Genomic DNA, 20,992 nt, shown 5'->3' with positions numbered 1-20,992 from the left:
CCGCTCCGCGCGCCCCCCTTACCGCACTGCACCCGGGCCACGAATGTAGCGCACCGGAACCCCACCCGCCTCTTCACGGAACCACCACCCGACGGGGACGGGGCGTCCATGAATGGACACTGGCCGGATCTGGCTCTTGTTTTCCGCCAGGAGCACACGGAAATGCGCAGAGTCGGCCATTTACGGTCGGAACCTGCCCGCACTGCGAGACGAGTCAGGCGGGCTCGGCCAGAACAGAACAATCCGCGGGACCGGCGAAGTCGGTGCACACGGACTCGTGTCCGCGGCCCGTGGAGTCGTCCACCGAGACGCCGTCAGGAAGACGAGGCGCCGAAGAGCAGGGTCGTCTCGGCGAGGATGTCCCGCCCCAGCTCGCTCCGGTAGATCTCGTCCACGGAACCGAAGCGGGCGTCGCCGAAGTCCAGCCCCAGGTCGGCAGTCGCCCTCCTGACCGCCTCCTCGCCAGGCCCTTCGATCTCCAGCATCTCGGGCAGGTCCGGCCAGGTGTCGAAGTCGTAGACCACCCCGTCCAGGCGCCATTCCTCCCGGTAGTTCTCCTGGTAGCGCACCTGGTTGAGGCCGATCGTCCGCAACAGCTCCGCCGTCGCGTCCAGGTCGGAGACCTCCGTCTCGATCTCCTTGGTGCCCTCGATGGTGGTGGAGTCGGTGACCTGCTTCAGCGTGAGCGTGGTGCGCCGCCCCTCGTCGCGCAACCGCAGCCAGGCACCCTGGGGCAGGCGGTCGCTGTCGAAGATCATTCGGGTCTGGAGGGTACGGGGGACTGCCTGGGTGGCCCCACGGGCGGCGAGTTGCCGCTTGAGCGCGGACGCATCGATGTTGATGAACGTGGCCTCGTACTCGTTCTTCACGCGCTTGTCTCCGATTCAGTGGGCCGCGCCGGTGCGGGTCGTCGAGATGCAGGAGCTGGCGCACAGGGCCCGGGCCGTCAACGCGCACTTGGTCCACCCGTAGGTCCTGGCGAACCCTTCCGTCAGGAGGCGGGCCAGCCGACGTTGGAGTACGTCAGGCCCCGCCGGAACCGCGCGAGGGCCACGGCCGTGTAGTCGACCATCGGCTCCGGGAGTTGGTCGAGCGGGAACCAGGACAGGTCGGCGCACAGCTCGGGCTCCCGGTTCACCGGTTCCCCCTGCCAGTGCCGTACCCGGAAGAACAGCTGGATCCTGGGGTCGTCCACCGAGCCGCTGTGGTGGTGCACGGTATGGACGAGCTCCAGGTCGGCCTCGCGCAGCGCGAGGCCGAGCTCCTCGGCAGCCTCGCGTACGGCACCTGCGGTCGCGGTTTCCCCGGACTCCAGATGTCCGGCCGGTACGTGGTAGTGACCGTCCCGCCAGCCAGTGCCCTGCCGGAGGCCGAGGAGCACTCGGTCGTTCCGCTGCAGGATCAGGTGTACGCCCACGACCAGACGGTGGCGACCGTCGGGGTGGACGAACGGGGTCGGTTCGGTGGGCAGGTTCTGGGTCATACCGATCCTCGGGAAACGCAGACAGGTACCGGAATTTTACAGAATGTGATTCCCCGGGGGTCAGCCGTTGTCCTTGGCCACGCTCCCCAGCCGCTGTGCGGCAAAAGCGGAAGCAGCAACACCAAAGCCCCCGGTCTGCCGCGAAAGCGGGCAGGCCAGGGGCTCCATGGGGTGGTGGAGATGGCGGGAATCGAACCCGCGTCCAACGGTGCGGAACCAGGGCTTCTCCGAGTGCAGTTCGCTGTGATTTTCTCGGCCCCGGAGATCACGCGAACAAGTCTCCGACGGGCTCAGCCACTGTGTGATTTCCCCCTACGCCCCGTGACCGGGCCTAGAGGTTTAGTTCCCTAGCTGATGCCAGGATCCGGGTCGGGAACACCCCCGGGCTGACACTTCGCAAGTCGCTACTTAGGCAGCGAGGGCGAAGGAATCGCGCTTGGTATTGGCGATTATTTTTTTCGGCCTGTGGTTTACGAGATCATGGCCGCTTCCTCGACTCGCTTCCCCTGCCTCGACATCCGCTGTCGAAACCGATCATCCCCATGTTGAGTTGAAAAGCTCCGCCTCTTCACCGAGAGGCCGCCCCTGTCCGAGCGGGCAGTAGCCATCGTACGTGACCAACGAGGGCGGGGGCCAGCGTATTCCCCCGCCCGGGCCGCACGCCCCGGCGCCGCCGCCGGGCCCGGCCGCCCCGGGGCCGCCCCGCTCCGGCACGGCCCCGCTCAGGCCCGCTGCTTGCGGCGGACCGCCGACATGGCGCGCTCGGTCTCGCGGCGGTCCTGCTTCTCGCGCAGGGTCTGCCGCTTGTCGTACTCCTTCTTGCCCTTGGCCAGCGCGATCTCGATCTTGGCGCGGCCGTCCTTGAAGTAGAGCGCCAGCGGCACGATGGTGTGCCCGCTCTCCTGGGACTTCGCGGCCAGCTTGTCGATCTCCACGCGGTGCAGCAGCAGCTTGCGCTTGCGGCGGGCGCTGTGGTTGGTCCAGGTGCCCTGGCTGTACTCGGGGATGTGCACGTTGTGCAGCCAGGCCTCGTTGTCGTCGAGCTGTACGAAGCCGTCGACCAGCGAGGCCCGCCCCTGGCGCAGCGACTTCACCTCGGTGCCGGTGAGGGCCAGACCGGCCTCGTAGGTGTCGAGGATGAGGTAGTCGTGCCGCGCCTTCTTGTGCTGCGCGATCAGCTTGCGCCCTTTTTCCTTAGCCATAGTGCGCCCATTTTCGCACTAGGAGGGGCCCCCGAGGCCACTCAATACCGACTCGGCCCGCTGGGCGGCCTTCTCCCCGACCTCCAGGTCCGGGGTGATGCCGCGGTTGTCGAGGCGGTGGCCCGCGGGGGTGCGGTAGTGGCCCACGGTCAGTTCGGCCACCGAGCCGTCCGGCAGCTCGCTCGGCATCTGCACCGAGCCCTTGCCGAAGGTCCGCTCGCCGACGACCACGGCCCGGCCGCGGTCCTGGAGCGCCCCGGTGAGCAGCTCGGCCGCGCTCATGGTGCCGCCGTCGACCAGGGCGACCACCGGCCTGCGGGTGTCGCCGCCGGGCTCCGCGTGCAGGGCGCGCTGGCTGCCGTCCACGTCGTAGGTGGCGACCAGGCCGCCGTCCAGGAAGGCGGAGGCGGCCCGGGTGGCCTCGACGACCAGACCGCCGGAGTTGCCGCGCAGGTCGAGCAGGACCCCGGCGCCCTCGGGGGCGCTCAGCACCGCCTCGCGCACCCGCTCCCCGGCGCCCTTGGTGAAGGAGTCCACCTTGATCCGGACCGGGCCCTCGGGGCGCGGCCGCTCCACGGTGACCGGGCTGGTGCGCAGGACGGCCCTGCGTACCGTCTGCCGCCAGTCGCGGCCCTCGCGGCTGAGGCCCAGTTCGACGGGGCTGCCGGCGCGGGCCTGCTCGGCGTCGCCGCGCAGCAGCGCCACCACCTCGGTCACCGGGCGGTCCTCGACTCGCTTGCCGTCGATGCTGTGCAGCCGGTCGCCGCGCCGTATCCCGGCGCGGTCCGCGGGGCCGCCCTTCTGGACCCGGGAGACCTCGATGCCGCCGTCGTCGCCGCGTCTGGCGCGCAGCCCGACCCCGGTGTACTCGCCGTCCAGGGACTGGGCGAACTCCTCGTACTCGTGCGGGGAGTAGACCGCGCCCCAGCGGTCGCCGCTGCGGCTGACCTCGCGGCGGGCGGCCTCCGCGGCCGACTTGCCGTCGGCCAGCGCCTCGGCCGCCGCCTCGTTCACGTCCTGTACGTCCTGCTTGTGCGCGGCCGGTGAGGAGCCCACCGGGGCCGCGGCCCTCTCGCCCGGAGCGCGGTCCCCGCCGAAGGCTCCGCCCGCGGCACCCGCCGCGAGCACTCCCGCGAAGACCAGTGTCAGGGCGGCCCCGCGGCGCAAGCGGCGGAGCTCGAAGCTGGTATCCGGACCCGACATGGCGGTGAGTCTAGGACAACCCGGTCCTCGGCAGGGGTGGTTGCGGACTTGGGCGGGTGGGGATGTCTCACACCTTGAGGTACTTGCGCAACGCGAAGAAGGCCGCAAGAGCGGGCATCAGCAGGCCGATCGCGAGGACGAGCGGCAGCTTGGACAGGACCGCGTCCCAGCCGATGAAGTTGATGAGATTCAGCTTCTCGGAGAGGGCGAGGCCGTTGTCGATGATGAAGTAGCGGCCCACCACGAGCATCAGGCAGGCCACGCCCGCGCCGATGAGCCCGGCGACGGCGGCCTCCATGATGAACGGCGCCTGGATGTAGAAGCTGGAGGCGCCGACGAGCCGCATGATGCCGGTCTCCCGCCGTCTGCTGAAGGCGGAGACCCGCACCGTGTTGACGATCAGCATCAGCGCGACCACCAGCATGAGCAGCATCACCATGATCGCCGCCCAGTTCATGCCGTTGAGCAGTTCGAAGAGGTTGTCCAGGACGCTCTTCTGGTCCTGCACCGACTGCACGCCGTCCCGGCCGTCGAAGGCGGTGGCGATCACCGCGTATTTCTGCGGGTCCTTGAGCTTGACGCGGAAGGACTCCTGCATCTGGTCCGGGGTCAGCGAACTGGCCAGCGGGGAGTCGCCGAACTGCTCCTTGTAGTGCTTGTAGGCCTCGTCGCTGGACTCGTAGATGACCTTGTCGACCACCGGCATCTTCTGCAGATCGGTCTCGATCTGCTTCTTCTGCTCGCTGGTGACGGCGCCCTTGGCGCAGTTGGCGTCCGACTCGGCATCGCCCTTGTTGCACAGGAAGATGGAGACGTTGACCTTGTCGTACCAGTAGCCCTTCATGGTGCTCACCTGGTCGCGCATCAGCAGCGAGCCGCCGAACAGGGCGAGCGAGAGGGCCACGGAGACCACGACCGCGAAGGTCATCGTGAGATTGCGGCGGAGACCGACGCCGATCTCCGACAGGACGAACTGTGCGCGCATGGCGGGGTTTCAGGCCTTTCCGTGGATCATCTGCTCGACTCCGGTGTGCACCGCGGCCGGCTCAGTGCTGGTATCCGTAGACACCGCGCGCCTGGTCGCGTACGAGACGGCCCTTCTCCAGCTCGATCACGCGCTTGCGCATCTGGTCCACGATGTTCTGGTCGTGGGTGGCCATCACCACGGTGGTGCCGGTGCGGTTGATGCGGTCGAGCAGCTTCATGATGCCCACGGAGGTCTGCGGGTCGAGGTTGCCGGTCGGCTCGTCGGCGATCAGCAGCTTGGGGCGGTTGACGAAGGCGCGGGCGATGGCCACACGCTGCTGCTCACCGCCGGACAGCTCGCCGGGCATCCGGTCCTCCTTGCCGCCGAGGCCCACCAGGTCGAGCACCTGCGGCACCGACTTGCGGATCTCGCCCCGGGACTTGCCGATGACCTCCTGGGCGAAGGCGACGTTCTCCGCGACGGTCTTGTTCGGCAGCAGCCGGAAGTCCTGGAAGACGGTGCCGAGCTGGCGGCGCATGTGCGGCACCTTCCAGTTGGACAGCCGGGCCAGGTCCTTGCCGAGGACGTGGACCTGGCCGTGGCTGGTGCGCTCCTCGCGCAGGATCAGCCGCAGGAAGGTCGACTTCCCGGAACCGGAGGAACCCACCAGGAACACGAACTCGCCGCGCTCGACCTCCAGGGAGACTTCCCTGAGTGCGGGGCGGTTCTGTTTGGGGTAGACCTTGGAGACGTTGTCGAAACGGATCACGGGTGCGCCTCGGAGCTTTTGGGGCGTCGGGGGTAGGTGAGCGTGACCATACGCGACAGCGGTGTACGCGCGCAGTCCACGGCCCGACTTGGGCATGCCTTGCGTGTTTTGTCACCACTCCAGGCGCGCGGAACGGGCGAAACGGGGCAAGAAGCTGCGGACCGCGCCGAAATCCGCCGGAGCTGGCACAGTGGGAAGGGGAACGGATGCGGTTCCCCGGGCGTTGTGCCCCTGCAGAACCACCGCCATCAGGGCCCCGGCCCCCGGTGAACAGGGCCCGCCGTGCGGGAGGAGGAGTGCGCATGACCTACGACCGACTGGTGTGCGCGAACTGCGCGGCACCGGTGAGCGAGGGCCGCTGCCCGGTCTGCCGGGCCAGCCGCGCGCGCATGCAGCAGCAGGGCCCCTTCGCCGGGCTCAACCCGATGATGCTGATAGCCCTGCTCGCGATACTGATCACGGCGGTGGCACTGGTGGCCCACCAGACCGCCTGACCGTACGGAACCGCCCGCAGCCGTACGGAACTGTTCACCGAATGTACGGAACTGCCCACCGGCTGTACGGAACCGCTCGCCGACCGTGGGGAACTGCCCGCAGCCGCACGGAACCTTCCGTGTCCGCGGCGTCACGGCAGGCGATGCGCACGTACCGGCGCCGCCCCACGCACAGCTCGCACGCAGGGCCTCCACGCACACGAAAGGCCCGGAGCGGTGGCTCCGGGCCTTCGTGGTGTCGTCACGCGCTGCGGACCCTCGGGCCCCGCGGGACTCAGGCGGCGTTGCGGCCGCCGACCAGACGGGGCAGCAGGCGGAAGCCCACGCCACCGGCGATCATGGTGGCGGCGCCGATCACCAGGTAGGTGGTGTTCTCGGCGGCACCGGTCTCGGCCAGCTCTCCGTCGGGCTTGCCCTGCTCGACCGGCTTGGAGCCGGTGTCGGTCAGGTCGTCCTTGCCCTGGTCGTCGGGGATCGAACCGCCGTCGGGGTCGGTGTCGTTGCCGGGCTCGCTCGGCTCCGAGGTGGGCTCGCCGGTCGGGTCGGAGGGCTCGTCCGTGGGCTCGGTCGGCTCCTCGGTCGGCTCGGTCGGCTCGTCCGTGGGCTCGGTCGGCTCGTCGGTCGGCTCGGTGGGCTCGTCCGTCGGCTCGGTCGGGACCTCGGTGGGCTCCGTCGGGTCGTCGGTGGGCTCGGTGGGGATCTCGGTGGGCTCGTCGCCCGGCTCGTCACCCTCCTCGCAGCCGAAGATCCCGCCGAGCAGACCGCAGTCCTGGGCCGTACCGTCGCTCGCCGAGGCGACACCGGCGGCGGACAGCGAGGCACCGGCCGCGATCACCGCACCGGCGGCGACGCGCGCGATGCGGATCCGCGTCTTCTTGGTCATCTGCTTGCTACCCCCAGTAGCTATTCGTCAGTGGAGCAGCGCCCGGGTCACGGTCTCGAAGAGGCTGAACTGGCCCGCCTGTTCCCACCCGCCCCAGAGTTACGCATGCCGCGCGTCACCCTTTCCCAGCGGTGTGAACACCGTCAAGGCCGTTGCGACCGCGATGTCCGACTTAGGTGCTGTTGCCCGCGAACTCTCCACAGGACTGTGACGAATACCGCAAGAAACAAGGCAACTGTCCTCTTTGGGAGGGCAGTTGCCTTGTCGACAAAGCTCCGGACGCGCAACTTCCGCGCTCCGGTGGGGCGTTACTGGTTCTCCTGCTGCTTGCGCCAGCGAATTCCGGCCTCCAGGAAGCCGTCGATCTCACCGTCGAGCACGGACTGCGGATTGCCCACCTCGAAGTCGGTGCGCAGGTCCTTGACCATCTGGTACGGGTGCAGGACGTACGAACGCATCTGGTTTCCCCAGGAGTTGCCGCCGTCGCCCTTGAGCGCGTCCATCTTGGCCTGCTCCTCCTGGCGGCGGCGTTCGAGCAGCTTGGCCTGGAGGACGTTCATCGCGGTCGCCTTGTTCTGGATCTGCGAGCGCTCGTTCTGGCAGGAGACGACGATGCCGGTCGGGATGTGCGTCAGGCGGACCGCGGAGTCGGTGGTGTTGACGCCCTGACCGCCGGGGCCCGAGGAGCGGTAGACGTCCACCCGCAGTTCGGACTCGTCGATGTCGATGTGGTCGGTCTGCTCGACCACCGGCAGCACCTCGACGCCCGCGAAGGAGGTCTGGCGGCGGCCCTGGTTGTCGAAGGGCGAGATCCGCACCAGGCGGTGGGTGCCCTGCTCCACGGAGAGGGTGCCGTAGGCGTACGGCACCTGGACGGCGAAGGTGGTCGACTTGATCCCGGCCTCTTCGGCGTAGGAGGTCTCGTACACCTCGGTCTTGTAGCCGTGCCGCTCCGCCCAGCGCAGGTACATGCGCTGCAGCTGCTCGGCGAAGTCGGCCGCGTCCACACCGCCCGCCTCGGCGCGGATGTTGACCAGCGCCTCCCGGGAGTCGTACTCCCCGGACAGCAGGGTGCGGACCTCCATCTCGTCCAGCGCCTTCTTCACCGCGGCCAGCTCGCCCTCGGCCTCGGCCTGGGTGTCCGGGTCGTCCTCGGCCTCGGCGAGCTCGAAGAGGACCTCGAGGTCGTCGATGCGGGAGCGCAGCGCCTCCGCCTTGCGGACCTCGGCCTGGAGGTGGCTGAGCTTGCTGGTGATCTTCTGCGCCGCCTCCGGGTCGTCCCACAGCGACGGCGCCGCCGCCTGCTCCTCCAGGACGGCGATGTCGGCCCTCAGCCTGTCGAGGTCCAATACGGCCTCGATCGACTCCATGGTCGAGGAGAGGGACTTGAGCTCTTCGGATACATCGACGACTGCCACGACTCCAGCCTAACGGCTGTCGCAAGCGATGCTCCCCGCCCCGGGACGGGGGCCGGGGACGGCCCGCACCGGGACCGGCTCCCGGCCGCTCAGGGACCGGCCGGGGCCGAGCTGCCGGTCTCCTCCTGCTGGGGATCGGAGTCGTCGCCGGAACCCGCCACCCAGGCGCCGACGCCCACCGCGGCGGCGAGCACCACCCCGGCCGCGCTGAGCGTGAGGCGGCGCCTGCGGGCGGCCGCCCGGTTGCGGGCCGAGCCGGGGCGGGGCGCGCCCGTGGCGCGGGGGGCGCGGGCGGTGCCGAGCGCGCCTCCGGCCAGCTCGTCCGGGGCGGGCACCCGCATGCTGGTGTGGGTGTCCCGGTTGGAGTCGGGGGCCGCGCCCGGCACCAGGGGCACCGCACCCCGGTGCACCGCGAGGCGGCGGCCGGCGGTGGTCTCCGGGGCGCCCTCGGCGGTGCCGCCGGAGGCGTCGGGGTGTTCGGCGGTCTCCGGGTCCGCGGACTCGGGCTCGTCCACGTCCAGCGGCGGCATGCCGCGCAGCAGCGGCAGCTGCTCCCGCAGCCGGGCCGCGAGCTCACCGGCGCGCAGCCGGGAGGCCGGGGCCTTGGCCAGGCACTGCACGATCAGCTGCCACAGCTCCTCGGGGATGCCCGGCAGCGGCACCACGGTCTCGGTGACATGGCGGCGCAGGATCGCGCCCGGGTGCCCGCCGCCGAAGGGGGTGAACCCGGCGAGGAGTTCGTACAGGACCGTGGCGAGGGCGTAGATGTCGACCGAGGCGCGCGGCGGCAGGCCCTCGACAATCTCCGGGGCGAGGTAGTCGGGGGTGCCGATGATCTTCTTGGCGCCCGGCCTGCCCGGGGCGGCGGGGCCCTGCGGCTGGGCGCGCCGGGTGGAGTCGATGAGCTTGGCGACCCCGAAGTCGGTGAGCAGCGCGGGGTGCGAGCCGCCCGGTCCGAGCGGGCCCTGCATGTCGAGCAGGATGTTCTCCGGCTTGACGTCGCGGTGCACGATCTGGGCGGCGTGCGCGGCGGCGAGCGCCTCCGCGACGTCCGCGGTGATCGCGACGGCCGCCTCGGGGGCGAGCCTGCGCTCCCGCTCCAGGCGGGTCCGCAGGTCCGTACCGCGGACGAGGTCCATCACCAGGGCGAGGTCGTGCCCGTCGACGACCAGCTCGTGCACGCCGACCACCCGCGGGTGGTCGAGGCTGAGCAGGGCCGTGCGCTCCTGGACGAACCTGCCGACCAGCTCCTGGTCGCAGGCGAGGTCCTCGCGCAGCGTCTTGATGGCGACCGGGCCCTCGGGCCCCTCGCCCAGCCACACCGTGCCGGCGCTGCCGCGGCCCAGGATCTGGTTCGCGGTGTACCGGCTGCCGATTTTCCGTGCCAAGGCTGCTCCTACCGACGCGGGCTGGCGGCTTCACCTCTCCGGAAGGACGCCTCCCGGAACCCCACGGTCGACAAAACTACGCGCCCCGAGAGCCAAGCCGCGCATCCCCGCGGGAAATCACCCGCTGGATGTCGACAAGTCGGCTGAATAGGAGGGGTGTTGGGGGTGTCGGGGGAACGCGGAGGGCGGGTGGCGGACACCGAGGTCCGCCACCCGCCCTGTGCCGTACGTCAGTTGCCGCCGCCCCCGGACCCGCCGAGGTCGTCGAGGAGTCCGGAGACCTTGGAGAACAGGTCGCTGATCTGGTCCCAGTAGCCCTTGGACGTACCGATCCAGTCCTGCAGCGGGCTCAGCTCCCACACCAGCCAGCCCGCGACGAAGAGCACCACCAGGGTGATCAGGCACCCCTTGAGGCAGCCGAGACCGGGGATCCGGGCCGGGTTGGCGCTGCGCCGGCGCTCGCGCGGCTGCTGCGGGGCGGCCGGCTGCTGGGGCGGCGCGTAGTGCTGCGGCTGGGGCTGCACCGGCTGCGGGGCGTAGCGCTGCTGCTGGGGGGCGTACTGCTCCGGCTGGGGCGTGGAGCGCCGCTGCTGCGGGCGGGGCTGCTGCTGTTGCGGCTGCCGGGGCTGCTGCTGCTGCGGCCGGGCCACCTGGCGCTGCGGGCGGCGGCGCAGCGGGTCCTGGCCCGGGTCGAGGTACTGGGTCTGCTCGTTGCGGTCGCGGGCGGCGCGCAGCTGGTTCTGCCAGGGGTGCGGGCCCTCCGGCTCGGAGCCCTGGCCGGGTGGCACCGGCGGCAGCACCGCGGTCGCGTCGCCGCCGCCCTGCCCGCCGTCCCGGCCGGGGGAGCCCCCGGTGTGCGGCAGCACGCTGGTGGCCGCCTCGGGGTCGTGGGCGCCGCCGGGGCGGTCGAGGACCTGGGTGGGGTCGGCCGCGCCGGGCACCTCGTGCACGGCGGTCGGGGCGGGGTCGGGGGCGAGCAGGCCCGCGACGTTCTCCGCGGCGGCGATCTGCGCCGAGGAGGCGTGCACGCCGACGCCCTGGGCGACCACCCGCAGCGCCCGCGCGAGGTTCTCGGCGCTGGGCCGCTGGTCCGGGTCCTTGCGCAGGCAGCGCTCGACCACCGTCCACAGCGGCTCCGGCACCGTCGAGGGCCGCCGGGGCTCGGCGCTGATGTGCTGGTGCAGCACCTCCAGGGCGGACTCCCCGGAGAAGGGCGGGCGCCCGGTGAGCAGCTCGTAGAGCAGGATGCCCGCGCCGTAGATGTCCACGGCGGACGTCTGCGGCCGGCCCTCGGCGGACTCGGGGGCGACATAGGCGGGGGTGCCGACGAACTCGTGGGTGCGGGTCAGGCCTGGGGAGTCGGCGAGGCGGGCGATGCCGAAGTCGGTCAGCATCGGATGCATCTCGCCGTCCTGCTGCTTCAGCAGGACGTTCGCGGGCTTGAGGTCGCGGTGCACGACGCCGTCGGCGTGGCTGGCGGCGAGGGCGTCGGCGATCTGCGCGGTCACCAGGGCGGCGGCGACCGGGCTGAAGGGGCCGTTCTGCCGCAGATAGCGGTGCAGATCGGGGCCCTCGATCAGGTCCATGACCAGGGCGAGCAGATCGCCCTCCACGACCAGGTCGCGCACCCGCACGATGTTCTCGTGGGTGAGCCGCATGAGCACCGAACGCTCGCGCAGGAAGCGCATCACCACGTCCGCGTCGCCCGCCAGCTCCTCCTTGAGGACCTTGATGGCCACGGTCTCGCCGGGCCGCCCCTGCACGGCCGCTTCGGATCCCGCGGTCTCCCGCTGGGAGGCCCGCCATACGGTGCCGGTGGCGCCGCGGCCGAGCGGCTCCTCCAGGATGTACTTGCTGCCTACCGGCCGCACGTCATGCGCTCCCTGCTGGTCCGGGTCCGTGTGATCTGGGTGGTGCTGATCTGGGTGGTGCCTGAGGTCTGGGTGGTGCCTGAGCCGGGTCTCTCGTCGGCTCCCCGGAGGGTCCGGGGTCCTCGCGCCCACTGTAGTGGGGCGCCGCCGCGCGTCGAACGTACCCGCGAAGGGGGTGGCCATGACACCTGTGCAGGTGAGCGGCGTCCCCGGGCCACCGCCGCGGGCGCTGCGGACCCCGCGCGGGGCGCCTCACGTACGATCGCGGGCATGACCGCCACCGCCCCCGGCTACACGCATGTGTTCTCCGTCGAGGCCCGCGCCGAGTACCAGGGGCTCTCCCCGCAGGACCGGGCGCTGGTCGACATGGCCGTCGGCCTGCTGGAGAAGGACCCGTACCCGGACAAGGGCACCGCCCCCGAGGGACCCGACGCCCGCCGCGCCTTCATCAACGGCGACCTCTCCCTGCGCTACGGAGTCCACCGGCACCACCTCGTCATCGCCGAGATCAACGGCCGCGCCGACCGGGACTTCCTCTTCGGCTCGGACCGCTAGGTCCACCGGGCCCACTCGAACCGCCCGGACCGCTCGGACACCTGTCTCCGGGAGGACGTCCGCTTCCGGCGGGACGCCGTCCGCCGGTGGCACGGCACCTGCCTCTCCTTTTCTCGTACGTCCGCCGCGTACGTCCGCCGTCCCGTACGGCCGCACCCTCTCCTACGGCCGCTCTCCCGCACGGCCGCCGCCGCGGAACCCGTGGAAAACCCCGCGTCACGGAAGACGTCCGTACGGCCCGTGGCGGTTGCCGGAGACCGGGCCGGGTTCCCGGGGCCTCCGGGCCGAGGGGTGAGACGGTCGGGACCGGCCTCTTGTGCGCACGGACCCGGCCATTCATGATCATTCCTGGTCGCCCGGCGGGCGTGTTGTCGGTGGCGGGTGCGAGGATGCTCCTCTGTACTGGCCCACGTGCCCGGCGCGTCGGGGGAGTTCGCCGCGTCCCCGTGCCGGGCGCCCGCGCAGAAGGGACCGCCGCATCCATGCAGATCCGGCTGACCGTCCTCGGGCCGGGGCCCGTACCGCAGGTTCCCGAGCGGGCGAGCGATGTGCTGGTCACCGCCCCCGCCGGTACCGCGCTCGCGGCGGTGGCCCCGGCGCTCGCGGCCGCGATCGGCGGCGGTGAGGGGCAGCCGGTCCTCTACGCGGGCGGGCAGCGCCTGGACAGCGGGCGCAGCGTGCTCGGCGAACCCCCGCTGACCGACGGGGCGGTGCTCTGTCTCGGCTCGGTGGGCGAGGCGGGGCCCGACCTCGCGGCCGGGGCGGCCCAACTCCACGTGGTGGCGGGCCCGGACGCGGGCGGGGTGCACCTGCTGCACGGCGGGCAGATCCTGGTCGGCCGCAGCGCGGAGGCGGACGTACCCCTGGACGACCCGGACGTCTCCCGGCTGCACTGCGCGGTCACCGTCGCCGAGGACGGCAGCGTCACCGCCACCGACCTCGGCTCCACCAACGGCACCCTCCTGGACGGGCGGCCGGTCGGCCCCGACCCCGTCCCGCTGGCACCCGGCGGGCTGCTGCGCCTCGGCGAGTCCGCGCTGCGGCTCACGCCCGCGGGCGACGGCGGCCCCGTCCTCGGCACCGCGGCGGACGGCGAGGGCCATCTGCGCCTGCCCGAGGACCGCGGCACCCGACTCCCGCGCCCGCGGGGGGAGTCGGGGTCCGGGGCGTCGGAGTTCCCACCGGCGGGACCCGGCTCCGCGGGAACCGGCCCGGCCGACCCCGAGCCGTGGGGGCCGCGGGCGGGGACGCCCCGCACCGACGGCTCCGCACCCCGGGTTCCGCAGGCGCGTACCCCCGGCGAGGACGGCCGGGGCGCCGGGCACGCCGCTCCCCCGCCCCCCGGGCCGGGCACCGCCCCGACCGGGCACGGGTACGGCGACTCCGCCTGGGACGAACCGGGCCCGGACAGTACGCACACGGTGCCCTATCAGGGCGGTCCGCCCGGCGCTGAGGGCGACCGGCGCGATACCCCCGTGCCCCGGGGCGTACGCCGCCGGGGGCTCGCGGGCTGGGCGCGGCGGTTCGCCGGGGGCGGCGGTCCGCAGGAGCCCCCGGCCGCCGAACCCGCCGCCCGCGACCACGCCTTCGAGGAGGGCCCGCCGCCGGGGCCCGCCGGTCCGGAGCCCTGTCCCGACCCGGCCGCGCTGCTGCTGACCGCGCTCGGCCCCGGACCGCGCCTGTGGGAGCGGGACCCGGAGCATCCGCAGGCGCTGACCGTCCGGCTCGGCCTCGGCGAGGCGCCGGGCGGCCGCCATCCGGTGCCGGTGACGCTGAGCCTGCGCGAGGCGGGTTCGCTGGGGCTCGCGGGCCCCCGCGAGCGGGTCACCGGGCTGGCCCGCGCGGTGCTCGCCCAACTCGCGGCGCTGCACGCCCCGGAGGACCTGCAGATCGTCCTGCTGAGCACGGACCGGGCGCGCGGCACGGCCGCCCATCTCGCCGACTGGGCCTGGCTGGGCTGGCTGCCGCATCTGCGCCCGGCGCACGGCCAGGACTGCCGCCTGCTGCTCGCCTTCGACCGCGAGCAGGCCACCGCCCGTACCGGTGAACTGCTGCGCAGGCTCGACGACCTGCTCGCCGGGCACACCGCTCCCCAGCCGCCCCGCCCGGCCGCCGACGACGCCGCGGGACACCTCCCGGACGGATACGCGGCCACCGCGAACGGCCCGGGCACCGCCTCCTCTCCCGACGCGCACGGCCCCGGCACCGGCCCCTTTTCCGCCGCGCACTCCCCCGGTGCGACCGGCCCCGGCACCGCCCCCGGCGGATCCGGCCTCTCCCCCGCCCCGAGCGCCCTCGCCGCCACCGTCGTCGTGGTCGACGGGGACCCCGGTTCCGTGGCGCTGCGCGAGGCGGTGACCCGGCTCGCCGCGCAGGGCGCGCTCGCCGGGATCCATGTCCTGTGCCTGGCCACCACCCCGCCCGCCTCGGCCGCCTCCCCGCTGCACGAGACGTACGAGAGCGCCTGCACCGCCTCCCCGGCCTTCCGCGCCTGCGGGGCCGCCGCGCTGCTGACCGGCGAGGTGGCCACCGCCCTGCGCCTGCTGCACCCGGCGCCGCGCGACACGGGCCGCGCCGGGGCCGCCGGGCAGGGGCTGCCCGGCACCCTGGACGCGGTCTCGGCGGCCTGGGCGGACCGCTTCGCGCGGGCGCTCGCCCCGCTGCGCACCGAGGGCTCCGGCGGCTCCACCGCGCGGATCTCCGCACCCCTGCCCCAAGTGGCGCGGCTCCTCGACGAGTTGGGGCTCGCCCGGGCCACCCCGGCTTCGCTGATGGCACGTTGGGCGGCCGCGGCGGACGACACCTCCTGTCCGGGCGGCCGGGCGCTCGCGGTGCTCGGCGCGGGGCCGCGCGGACCCGTACCGATGGATCTGGTCGCCGAGGGGCCGCACGCCGTGGTGGAGGGGCCCGCGGGCAGCGGGCGCAGCGAGGTGCTGCGGGCGGTGGCCGCCTCGCTGGCCGCGGCGGAGCGCCCCGACCGGCTGGCGATGGTCCTGGTGGACGGGCGGGACGGCACCGCGGGTCCGGCCGTCGGCGAGGGGCTGCGGGTCTGTACCGACCTGCCGCATGTCACGACCCATCTCACCGCCAACGACCCGGTACGGATGCGGGAGTTCGCGCAGGCGCTGACCGCGGAGCTCAAGCGCCGGGCCGGGCTGCTCGGCCTGAACGGCTTCGCCCACTGGCACGGCGGCCGCAAGCACGCGCCGGCGGCGCCCGCGCGCCGCGGCCCCGAGTCCGGCGCCCGGGAGCAGGGCCGGGCACCGGCGGGCACCGGCACCGTGGAGCCGCCCGCCGGGCCCCGCGTCCCCGGGGCCCGGCGGAGCGAGGGCGGTGAGGGCGGCCGGGCCGTGCCCGCGGCGGGTGAGGTCGACGGGCCGCCCAGTACGACCCTGCGGCTGCGGCCCGCCCCGCGCGCGGCCGAGGGCGAGCAGGCGGCGCCGCTGCCCCGGCTGGTCGTCCTGGTCGACGACGTGGACGCGCTGCTCGCCCCGCCGCTCGGCTCGCTGGGGCGGCCCGCGGCGGGCTCGGTGATACGCGCCCTGGAGGCCGTGGCCCGGGAGGGGGAGCGGCTCGGGGTGCATCTGGTGGCCTCCGGCGGCGAACGCCTCTCCGGCTGGGCCCCGGCCGCGGGTGCGGCGCTGCGGCTGAGCCTGGACGCCCCCGCGCCGGGACCCGAGGACCCGGCGCCGGGACGCGGGCGGCTGCACGGCCCGGACGGCCGGACCACCCCCCTCCAGGCGGGCCGGGTCACCGGGCGGATCCCGCGCACCGCGACCCTGCGGCCCACCGTGGTCCCCCTGGAGTGGGAGCGGATGGGCGATCCGCCCGCCCGGCGCCCGGTGCGCGAGCTGGGCAACGGCCCCACCGATCTCGCCCTGCTGGCCAGCGCCCTGGAGCGGGCGGCCCGTTCGGTGCAGGTGCGGCCGGTGCCCTCGCTGCTGTGAGGGCGGGTGCCCGCCCGGGACGAGGGGTGCGCGCGGGCCGCCGCGGGGCCCCGCGCGCGGGCCCGGGGCGGCGGCCCCGACCGGGCCTTATCTCCTTCCCGAAGGCGTGCGCAACCCCTGTTCCGCTGGGTCCCAAGTGCCCCGTGTGTGCGGTGATCAGAGACTTGTGGGCCCTTGGCACCGCCGCAGATCACGACCCCGTCACGATCATGACCGTGACCTCGCAGAAGCCCTTGCCGCCGTCGTCCACGCGGGCGTAGACCAGACCGTTACGGGACAACGGCTCGCCGTCACGCGCGGACGCGCGTGCAGAACATGAAGACACGGGGCACAATGCGCACTCTTCGACAGGCACGACACACCGGCAGCGGCCGCATCACCGCCAGAGCCGCGGCGGCGGTCCTCGCCGGCTCGCTCGCCCTCACGCTCAGCGCGTGCGGCGGCGACGACGACAGCGACGACAAGGCGGACAAGGGCAAGGACAGCGCCTCCACCGTGCCGCTGCCCAAGCTGGACGGCGAGAAGATCCAGGTCGCCGCGGTGTGGACCGGCGCCGAGCAGGCCAACTTCAAGAAGGTGCTCGGGGAGTTCGAGAAGCGCACCGGCGCGCAGGTCACCTTCGTACCGGCGCAGGACCCCATCATCAACTTCCTCGGCTCGAAGATAGCCGGTGGCTCCCCGCCGGACATCGCGATGCTGCCGCAGGTCGGCGCCATCCAGCAGGCCGTGGACAAGAAGTGGGCCAAGCCCGCGGGGCCCGAGGCGGTCAAGCAGCTCGCCAAGAACTACAGCAAGGGCTGGCAGGACCTCGGCAAGGTCGGCGGCAAGCAGTACGGCGTCTACTTCAAGGCCGCCAACAAGTCGCTGGTCTGGTACAACGCCAAGGTCTTCGAGAACGCGGGCGCCCAGGAGCCGAAGACCTGGAAGGACTTCCTCGGCACCGCGCAGACCGTCTACGACTCGGGCGTCACCCCGGTCTCGGTCGGCGGCGCGGACGGCTGGACCCTCACCGACTGGTTCGAGAACATCTACCTCTCGCAGGCGGGCCCGGAGAAGTACGACCAGCTCGCCACCCACAAGATCAAGTGGACCGACCCGTCCGTCAAGGACGCGCTGACCACGCTGGGTTCGCTGTTCGGCAAGAAGGACTACGTCGCGGGCGGCGCGGACGGCGCCCTGCAGACCGAGTTCCCGGCCTCCGTGACGCAGACCTTCACCGGCGGCGAGCAGCCGAAGGCGGGCATGGTCTTCGAGGGCGACTTCGTGGGCGTCAACATCGCCGACACCGAGGCCAAGGTCGGCACCGACGCGAAGGTCTTCCCCTTCCCGGCCGTCGGCGACGAGCCGCCGGTGGTCAGCGGCGGCGACGCGGCCGTCCTGCTGAAGGAGTCGAAGGCCGGGCAGGCGCTGCTCACCTTCCTCGCCTCGCCGGACGCCGCGGAGATCTGGGCGAAGCAGGGCGGCTTCCTGTCGCCGGTCAAGAACGTCGACCTCGCCGCCTACCCGAACGAGGTGCAGCGCTCGATGGCGAAGGCGCTCATCGAGGCGGGCGACGACTTCCGCTTCGACATGTCCGACCAGGCGCCGCAGTCCTTCGGCGGCACGCCCGGCAAGGGTGAGTGGAAGGCCCTCCAGGACTTCCTGAAGAACCCGAAGGACGTCAAGGGCACCCAGGAGACCCTGGAAGCCGGCGCCGCCAAGGCCTACAAGGACTGAGGGTGAAGTCGGCAGTGGCGGGAGGCGCCGAGGCGCCTCCCGCACCCCACGTGCGCAAGAGCGTGACGGGGACCCGCAAGAGCCTGGTGGTGCTTTTCCTGCTGCCCGCGCTCGTGCTCCTCGGCGCGCTCGTGGTCTACCCGATCGGGTACTCACTGGTCCACAGCTTCCTGGACCGGTCCGGAAACTCCTTCGTCGGCCTGGACAACTACCGGGAACTCTTCACCGACGACACCATCCTGACGGCACTGAAGAACAACCTGATCTGGGTGGCCCTCGCCCCGACGGTGGCCACCGTGCTCGGCCTGATCTTCGCGGTGCTCACCGAACGGGTGCGCTGGGCGACGGCGTTCAAGCTGGTCATCTTCATGCCGATGGCGATCTCCATGCTCGCCTCCGGGATCATCTTCCGCCTCGTCTACGAGCAGGACCCGGAGAAGGGCGTCGCCAACGCGGTGTGGGTCGGCGTCCACGACACCTTCCAGGAGTCCTCCGCCTTCCCCAAGGCGCACCCCGGCCGCGATTCGCCGCTGGTGCCCGAGAAGGGCGGCGCCTTCCTCACCAAGGAGCCGGTACGCGCGGGCCAGAGCGCCCTGCTGCCGCTGGTCGGTGTCGCCCCGGACGAGATGCCGGACGGCACCGAGCCCGCCAAGGCGGTCTCCACCGACCCGGGCAAGGTCACCGGCATCGCCTGGCAGGACTTCACCCGCGGCAAGGGTGCCGGGAAGCTCGGCGCGGTGGACACCACCGAGTCCGGCTACTCCGGGATGAAGGTCGAGGCGGTCGGCGCGGACGGCAAGGTGGTGGCCTCCACCACCACCGCGGGCGACGGCAGCTTCACCCTGCCGAAGGAGGCCGACGGCGCGAAACTGCGCCTGCCCGCCTCCAACTTCCGCGAGGCCTACAACGGCGTCGACTGGCTCGGCCCGTCCTTCGTCACCCCCGCCGTCATCGGCAGCTACGTATGGATGTGGGCCGGCTTCGCGATGGTGCTCATCGCGGCCGGACTCGCGGGCGTGCCACGGGAGTTGCTGGAGGCGGCGCGGGTGGACGGCGCCAATGAGTGGCAGGTGTTCCGCCGGATCACCGTGCCGCTGCTGGCGCCGGTGCTCGCGGTCGTCCTGGTCACCCTGATGATCAACGTACTGAAGATCTTCGACCTGGTGTTCATCATCCCGCCGGGCTCCTCGCAGGACGACGCCAATGTGCTCGCCCTGCAGCTCTACCGCTCGGCCTTCTCCGACCAGCAACCCGGCATCGCGAGCGCCATCGCGGTCGTGCTGCTGCTGTTCGTGGTGCCGGTGATGCTCTTCAACATCCGGCGGCTGAAGCGGGAGGGACGGCGATGACCGCACAGACTGAGGTCCTCGACGGCGCCCCCGCCGCCGAACGCAGCGGCCTGGCGAAGCCCTCGGTGGCCTCCCGGATCGCCGGTGCGGCGGGAGGCGGCTTCCTGCGGATCTTCCTGATCATGGTCGGCCTGCTCTGGCTGGCGCCCACGGTCGGGCTGCTGCTCGCCTCGCTGCGCACGCCCGAGGACACCGCCGACAGCGGCTGGTGGAACCTGATCGGCGAGCCCTCGCAGATCACCTTCGACAGCTACTCCAAGCTGCTCGACAACTCCCAGATCACCGACTCGCTGTGGAACACGCTGATCATCACGGTCCCGGCGACGCTGCTCGTCGTCGTGGTCGGCTCGCTCGCCGGGTACGCCTTCGCGTGGATGGACTTCCCCGGCCGGGACTGGTGGTTCCTCGGGGTGGTCGGCCTGCTCGTGGTGCCCGTCCAGGTCGCCCTGCTGCCGATCGCGCGGCTCTTCGGCGACCTCGGCATCTTCGGCTCGGTGTTCGGGGTGGTCCTCTTCCACACCGGCTTCGGCCTGCCGTTCGCGGTCTTCCTGCTGCGGAACTTCTTCGCGGAGATCCCCCGGGAACTCCTGGAGGCCGCCCGCCTCGACGGCGCCGGTGAGCTGCGGCTCTTCTTCCGCGTGGTGATGCCGCTCGGCGGACCGGCGATCGCCTCGCTGGGGATCTTCCAGTTCCTGTGGGTGTGGAACGACATGCTGGTCTCGCTGATCTTCGCGGACCCCGGCAACCAGCCGGTGACCGTGGCGCTGCAGACCCAGGTCCGCCAGTTCGGCAACAACATCGACGTCCTGGCACCGGGCGCCTTCATCTCCATGGTGATCCCGCTGGCGGTCTTCTTCGCCTTCCAGCGGCAGTTCGTCACCGGGGTCATGGCGGGCGCCGTCAAGTGACGCGGGGCACCGAGCAGGGCTGAGCACTCCCCCGCCGCGATACGGGAGGGGAGCGCTGAGCACTCCCCCGCCTCCGGGCGGGACAGCAGGGCAGGACGGAGGGGCGGACCGGGTGACCGGTCCGCCCCTCTGGCGTGGGTGGCATCGGCGGGGCCGCTCCCGCTACGCCGTTCGTCCGTGCCGCGCACGGTCCGGCGCCGGGGCCCGCCATGAGGCCGGCTACTCGATGACGAGGTCGACCGGGATGTTGCCCCGGGTCGCCTTGGAGTACGGGCAGACCTGGTGGGCCTTGTGGACGAGGTCCTCGCCGACGGAGCCGGACAGGTTCTCGGGGAGTTCGACGCGGAGGGTGACCTTGAGGGCGAAACCGTCGCCGTCGTCGCCGATGCCCACCTCGGCGGTCACCGAGATCTCACCGGTGTCGACCTTGGCCTGCCGTCCGACGAGGCCGAGGGCGCTCGCGTAGCAGGCGGCGTAGCCCGCGGCGAAGAGCTGCTCGGGGTTGGTGCCCTTGCCGTCACCGCCGAGCGCGGTCGGGAAGGCGAGCGGCAGGTCGATCTGACCGTCCGAGCTCACGGCCCGTCCGTCGCGGCCGTTGGCCGTCGCCACTGCGGTGTAGAGCGCGTCCATCGCGGGGTCTCCTCTGTTGGCTGGTCTGCTTGCGCGGTCGGTGTGCCGCCGACTGGCCCGTGCGTTCCGTCAGTCGGTCGCTTCGTTCCGTTCGCGGGCGTCTCCGCTTCGCGTGCTCCAGTAGAGCACGCAACTAAGTTGTGCACAACTCAATCGTGTACCGGAGGTGCCGGGCTACCCTGGATCCATGACCGCGACGCCCCCTCCGA

At 72.4% G+C, this 20,992-nt stretch carries 17 protein-coding genes and 1 other RNA gene; 6 read left to right on the top strand and 12 right to left on the bottom strand.

The window, feature by feature from the left end; all coding sequences use genetic code 11:
* Positions 1-314: 314 nt before the first annotated feature.
* From HFV08_RS00250 to ftsE, 7 genes are all read right to left on the bottom strand, one after another.
* The gene (locus tag HFV08_RS00250; protein ID WP_168534677.1) at positions 315-869 is read right to left on the bottom strand and encodes a class IV adenylate cyclase; all 555 of its coding nucleotides are present in this window, start codon (positions 867-869) and stop codon (positions 315-317) included.
* Positions 870-991: 122 nt separating this feature from the next.
* The gene (locus HFV08_RS00245; protein WP_168534676.1) at positions 992-1,483 is read right to left on the bottom strand and encodes an NUDIX hydrolase; all 492 of its coding nucleotides are present in this window, start codon (positions 1,481-1,483) and stop codon (positions 992-994) included.
* 172 nt (positions 1,484-1,655) lie between these two features.
* Positions 1,656-2,025: a transfer-messenger RNA gene (gene ssrA / locus HFV08_RS00240) on the bottom strand.
* 180 nt (positions 2,026-2,205) lie between these two features.
* On the bottom strand, positions 2,206-2,685 hold the full coding sequence (smpB, locus tag HFV08_RS00235) for an SsrA-binding protein SmpB (protein WP_040249271.1): 480 nt from the start codon (positions 2,683-2,685) through the stop codon (positions 2,206-2,208).
* A gap of 18 nt (positions 2,686-2,703) precedes the next feature.
* The gene (locus HFV08_RS00230; RefSeq protein WP_168534675.1) at positions 2,704-3,888 is read right to left on the bottom strand and encodes a S41 family peptidase; all 1,185 of its coding nucleotides are present in this window, start codon (positions 3,886-3,888) and stop codon (positions 2,704-2,706) included.
* A 67-nt stretch (positions 3,889-3,955) separates the two neighbouring features.
* Complete coding sequence (gene ftsX / locus HFV08_RS00225) at positions 3,956-4,873, bottom strand: permease-like cell division protein FtsX (protein WP_168534674.1); 918 nt, start codon at positions 4,871-4,873, stop codon at positions 3,956-3,958.
* A 61-nt stretch (positions 4,874-4,934) separates the two neighbouring features.
* Complete coding sequence (gene ftsE, locus HFV08_RS00220; RefSeq protein WP_040249277.1) at positions 4,935-5,624, bottom strand: cell division ATP-binding protein FtsE; 690 nt, start codon at positions 5,622-5,624, stop codon at positions 4,935-4,937.
* 302 nt (positions 5,625-5,926) lie between these two features.
* Here ftsE and HFV08_RS00215 point away from each other — a divergent pair, with 302 nt between their 5' ends.
* The gene (locus HFV08_RS00215; RefSeq protein ID WP_168534673.1) at positions 5,927-6,118 is read left to right on the top strand and encodes a hypothetical protein; all 192 of its coding nucleotides are present in this window, start codon (positions 5,927-5,929) and stop codon (positions 6,116-6,118) included.
* A 274-nt stretch (positions 6,119-6,392) separates the two neighbouring features.
* On the opposite strand, the gene HFV08_RS00210 is transcribed toward HFV08_RS00215, so the two are convergent.
* From HFV08_RS00210 to HFV08_RS00195, 4 genes are all read right to left on the bottom strand, one after another.
* A complete protein-coding gene (locus tag HFV08_RS00210) occupies positions 6,393-7,001 on the bottom strand; it encodes an LPXTG cell wall anchor domain-containing protein (protein ID WP_168534672.1) in 609 nt (202 codons plus the stop codon).
* 308 nt (positions 7,002-7,309) lie between these two features.
* Complete coding sequence (prfB, locus tag HFV08_RS00205) at positions 7,310-8,419, bottom strand: peptide chain release factor 2 (RefSeq protein WP_168534671.1); 1,110 nt, start codon at positions 8,417-8,419, stop codon at positions 7,310-7,312.
* 89 nt (positions 8,420-8,508) lie between these two features.
* On the bottom strand, positions 8,509-9,807 hold the full coding sequence (locus HFV08_RS00200; RefSeq protein WP_168534670.1) for a serine/threonine-protein kinase: 1,299 nt from the start codon (positions 9,805-9,807) through the stop codon (positions 8,509-8,511).
* Positions 9,808-10,037: 230 nt separating this feature from the next.
* Positions 10,038-11,678, bottom strand: a complete 1,641-nt coding sequence (locus HFV08_RS00195) for a serine/threonine-protein kinase (RefSeq protein WP_168534669.1) — start codon at positions 11,676-11,678, stop codon at positions 10,038-10,040.
* 270 nt (positions 11,679-11,948) lie between these two features.
* On the opposite strand from HFV08_RS00195, the gene HFV08_RS00190 reads away from it, so the two are divergent.
* From HFV08_RS00190 to HFV08_RS00170, 5 genes are all read left to right on the top strand, one after another.
* The gene (locus HFV08_RS00190) at positions 11,949-12,233 is read left to right on the top strand and encodes a hypothetical protein (protein ID WP_040249311.1); all 285 of its coding nucleotides are present in this window, start codon (positions 11,949-11,951) and stop codon (positions 12,231-12,233) included.
* A 482-nt stretch (positions 12,234-12,715) separates the two neighbouring features.
* Positions 12,716-16,180 carry an FHA domain-containing protein gene (locus HFV08_RS00185; RefSeq protein ID WP_168534668.1) on the top strand — a complete coding sequence of 1,155 codons (3,465 nt, stop codon included), beginning with the start codon at positions 12,716-12,718 and terminating at the stop codon, positions 16,178-16,180.
* A gap of 333 nt (positions 16,181-16,513) precedes the next feature.
* Positions 16,514-17,896, top strand: coding sequence for an ABC transporter substrate-binding protein (locus HFV08_RS00180; protein ID WP_168534667.1), 1,383 nt, complete (start codon positions 16,514-16,516; stop codon positions 17,894-17,896).
* A 62-nt stretch (positions 17,897-17,958) separates the two neighbouring features.
* Positions 17,959-19,245 carry an ABC transporter permease gene (locus HFV08_RS00175; protein WP_168535580.1) on the top strand — a complete coding sequence of 429 codons (1,287 nt, stop codon included), beginning with the start codon at positions 17,959-17,961 and terminating at the stop codon, positions 19,243-19,245.
* Complete coding sequence (locus tag HFV08_RS00170) at positions 19,242-20,153, top strand: carbohydrate ABC transporter permease (protein ID WP_168534666.1); 912 nt, start codon at positions 19,242-19,244, stop codon at positions 20,151-20,153. The genes HFV08_RS00175 and HFV08_RS00170 overlap by 4 nt, the downstream gene beginning before the upstream one ends.
* 219 nt (positions 20,154-20,372) lie before the next feature.
* On the opposite strand, the gene HFV08_RS00165 is transcribed toward HFV08_RS00170, so the two are convergent.
* Positions 20,373-20,783: an organic hydroperoxide resistance protein gene (locus HFV08_RS00165; RefSeq protein ID WP_168534665.1), complete on the bottom strand. Its 411-nt coding sequence runs from the start codon at positions 20,781-20,783 to the stop codon at positions 20,373-20,375.
* Positions 20,784-20,992: the final 209 nt, after the last annotated feature.

The organism is Streptomyces physcomitrii, assembly GCF_012273655.1.
GTDB classification, from domain to species: Bacteria; Actinomycetota; Actinomycetes; order Streptomycetales; family Streptomycetaceae; genus Streptomyces; species Streptomyces physcomitrii.
Note: the sequence above shows the minus strand (reverse complement) of the source record. Positions and strands in the feature narration are given on the sequence as shown.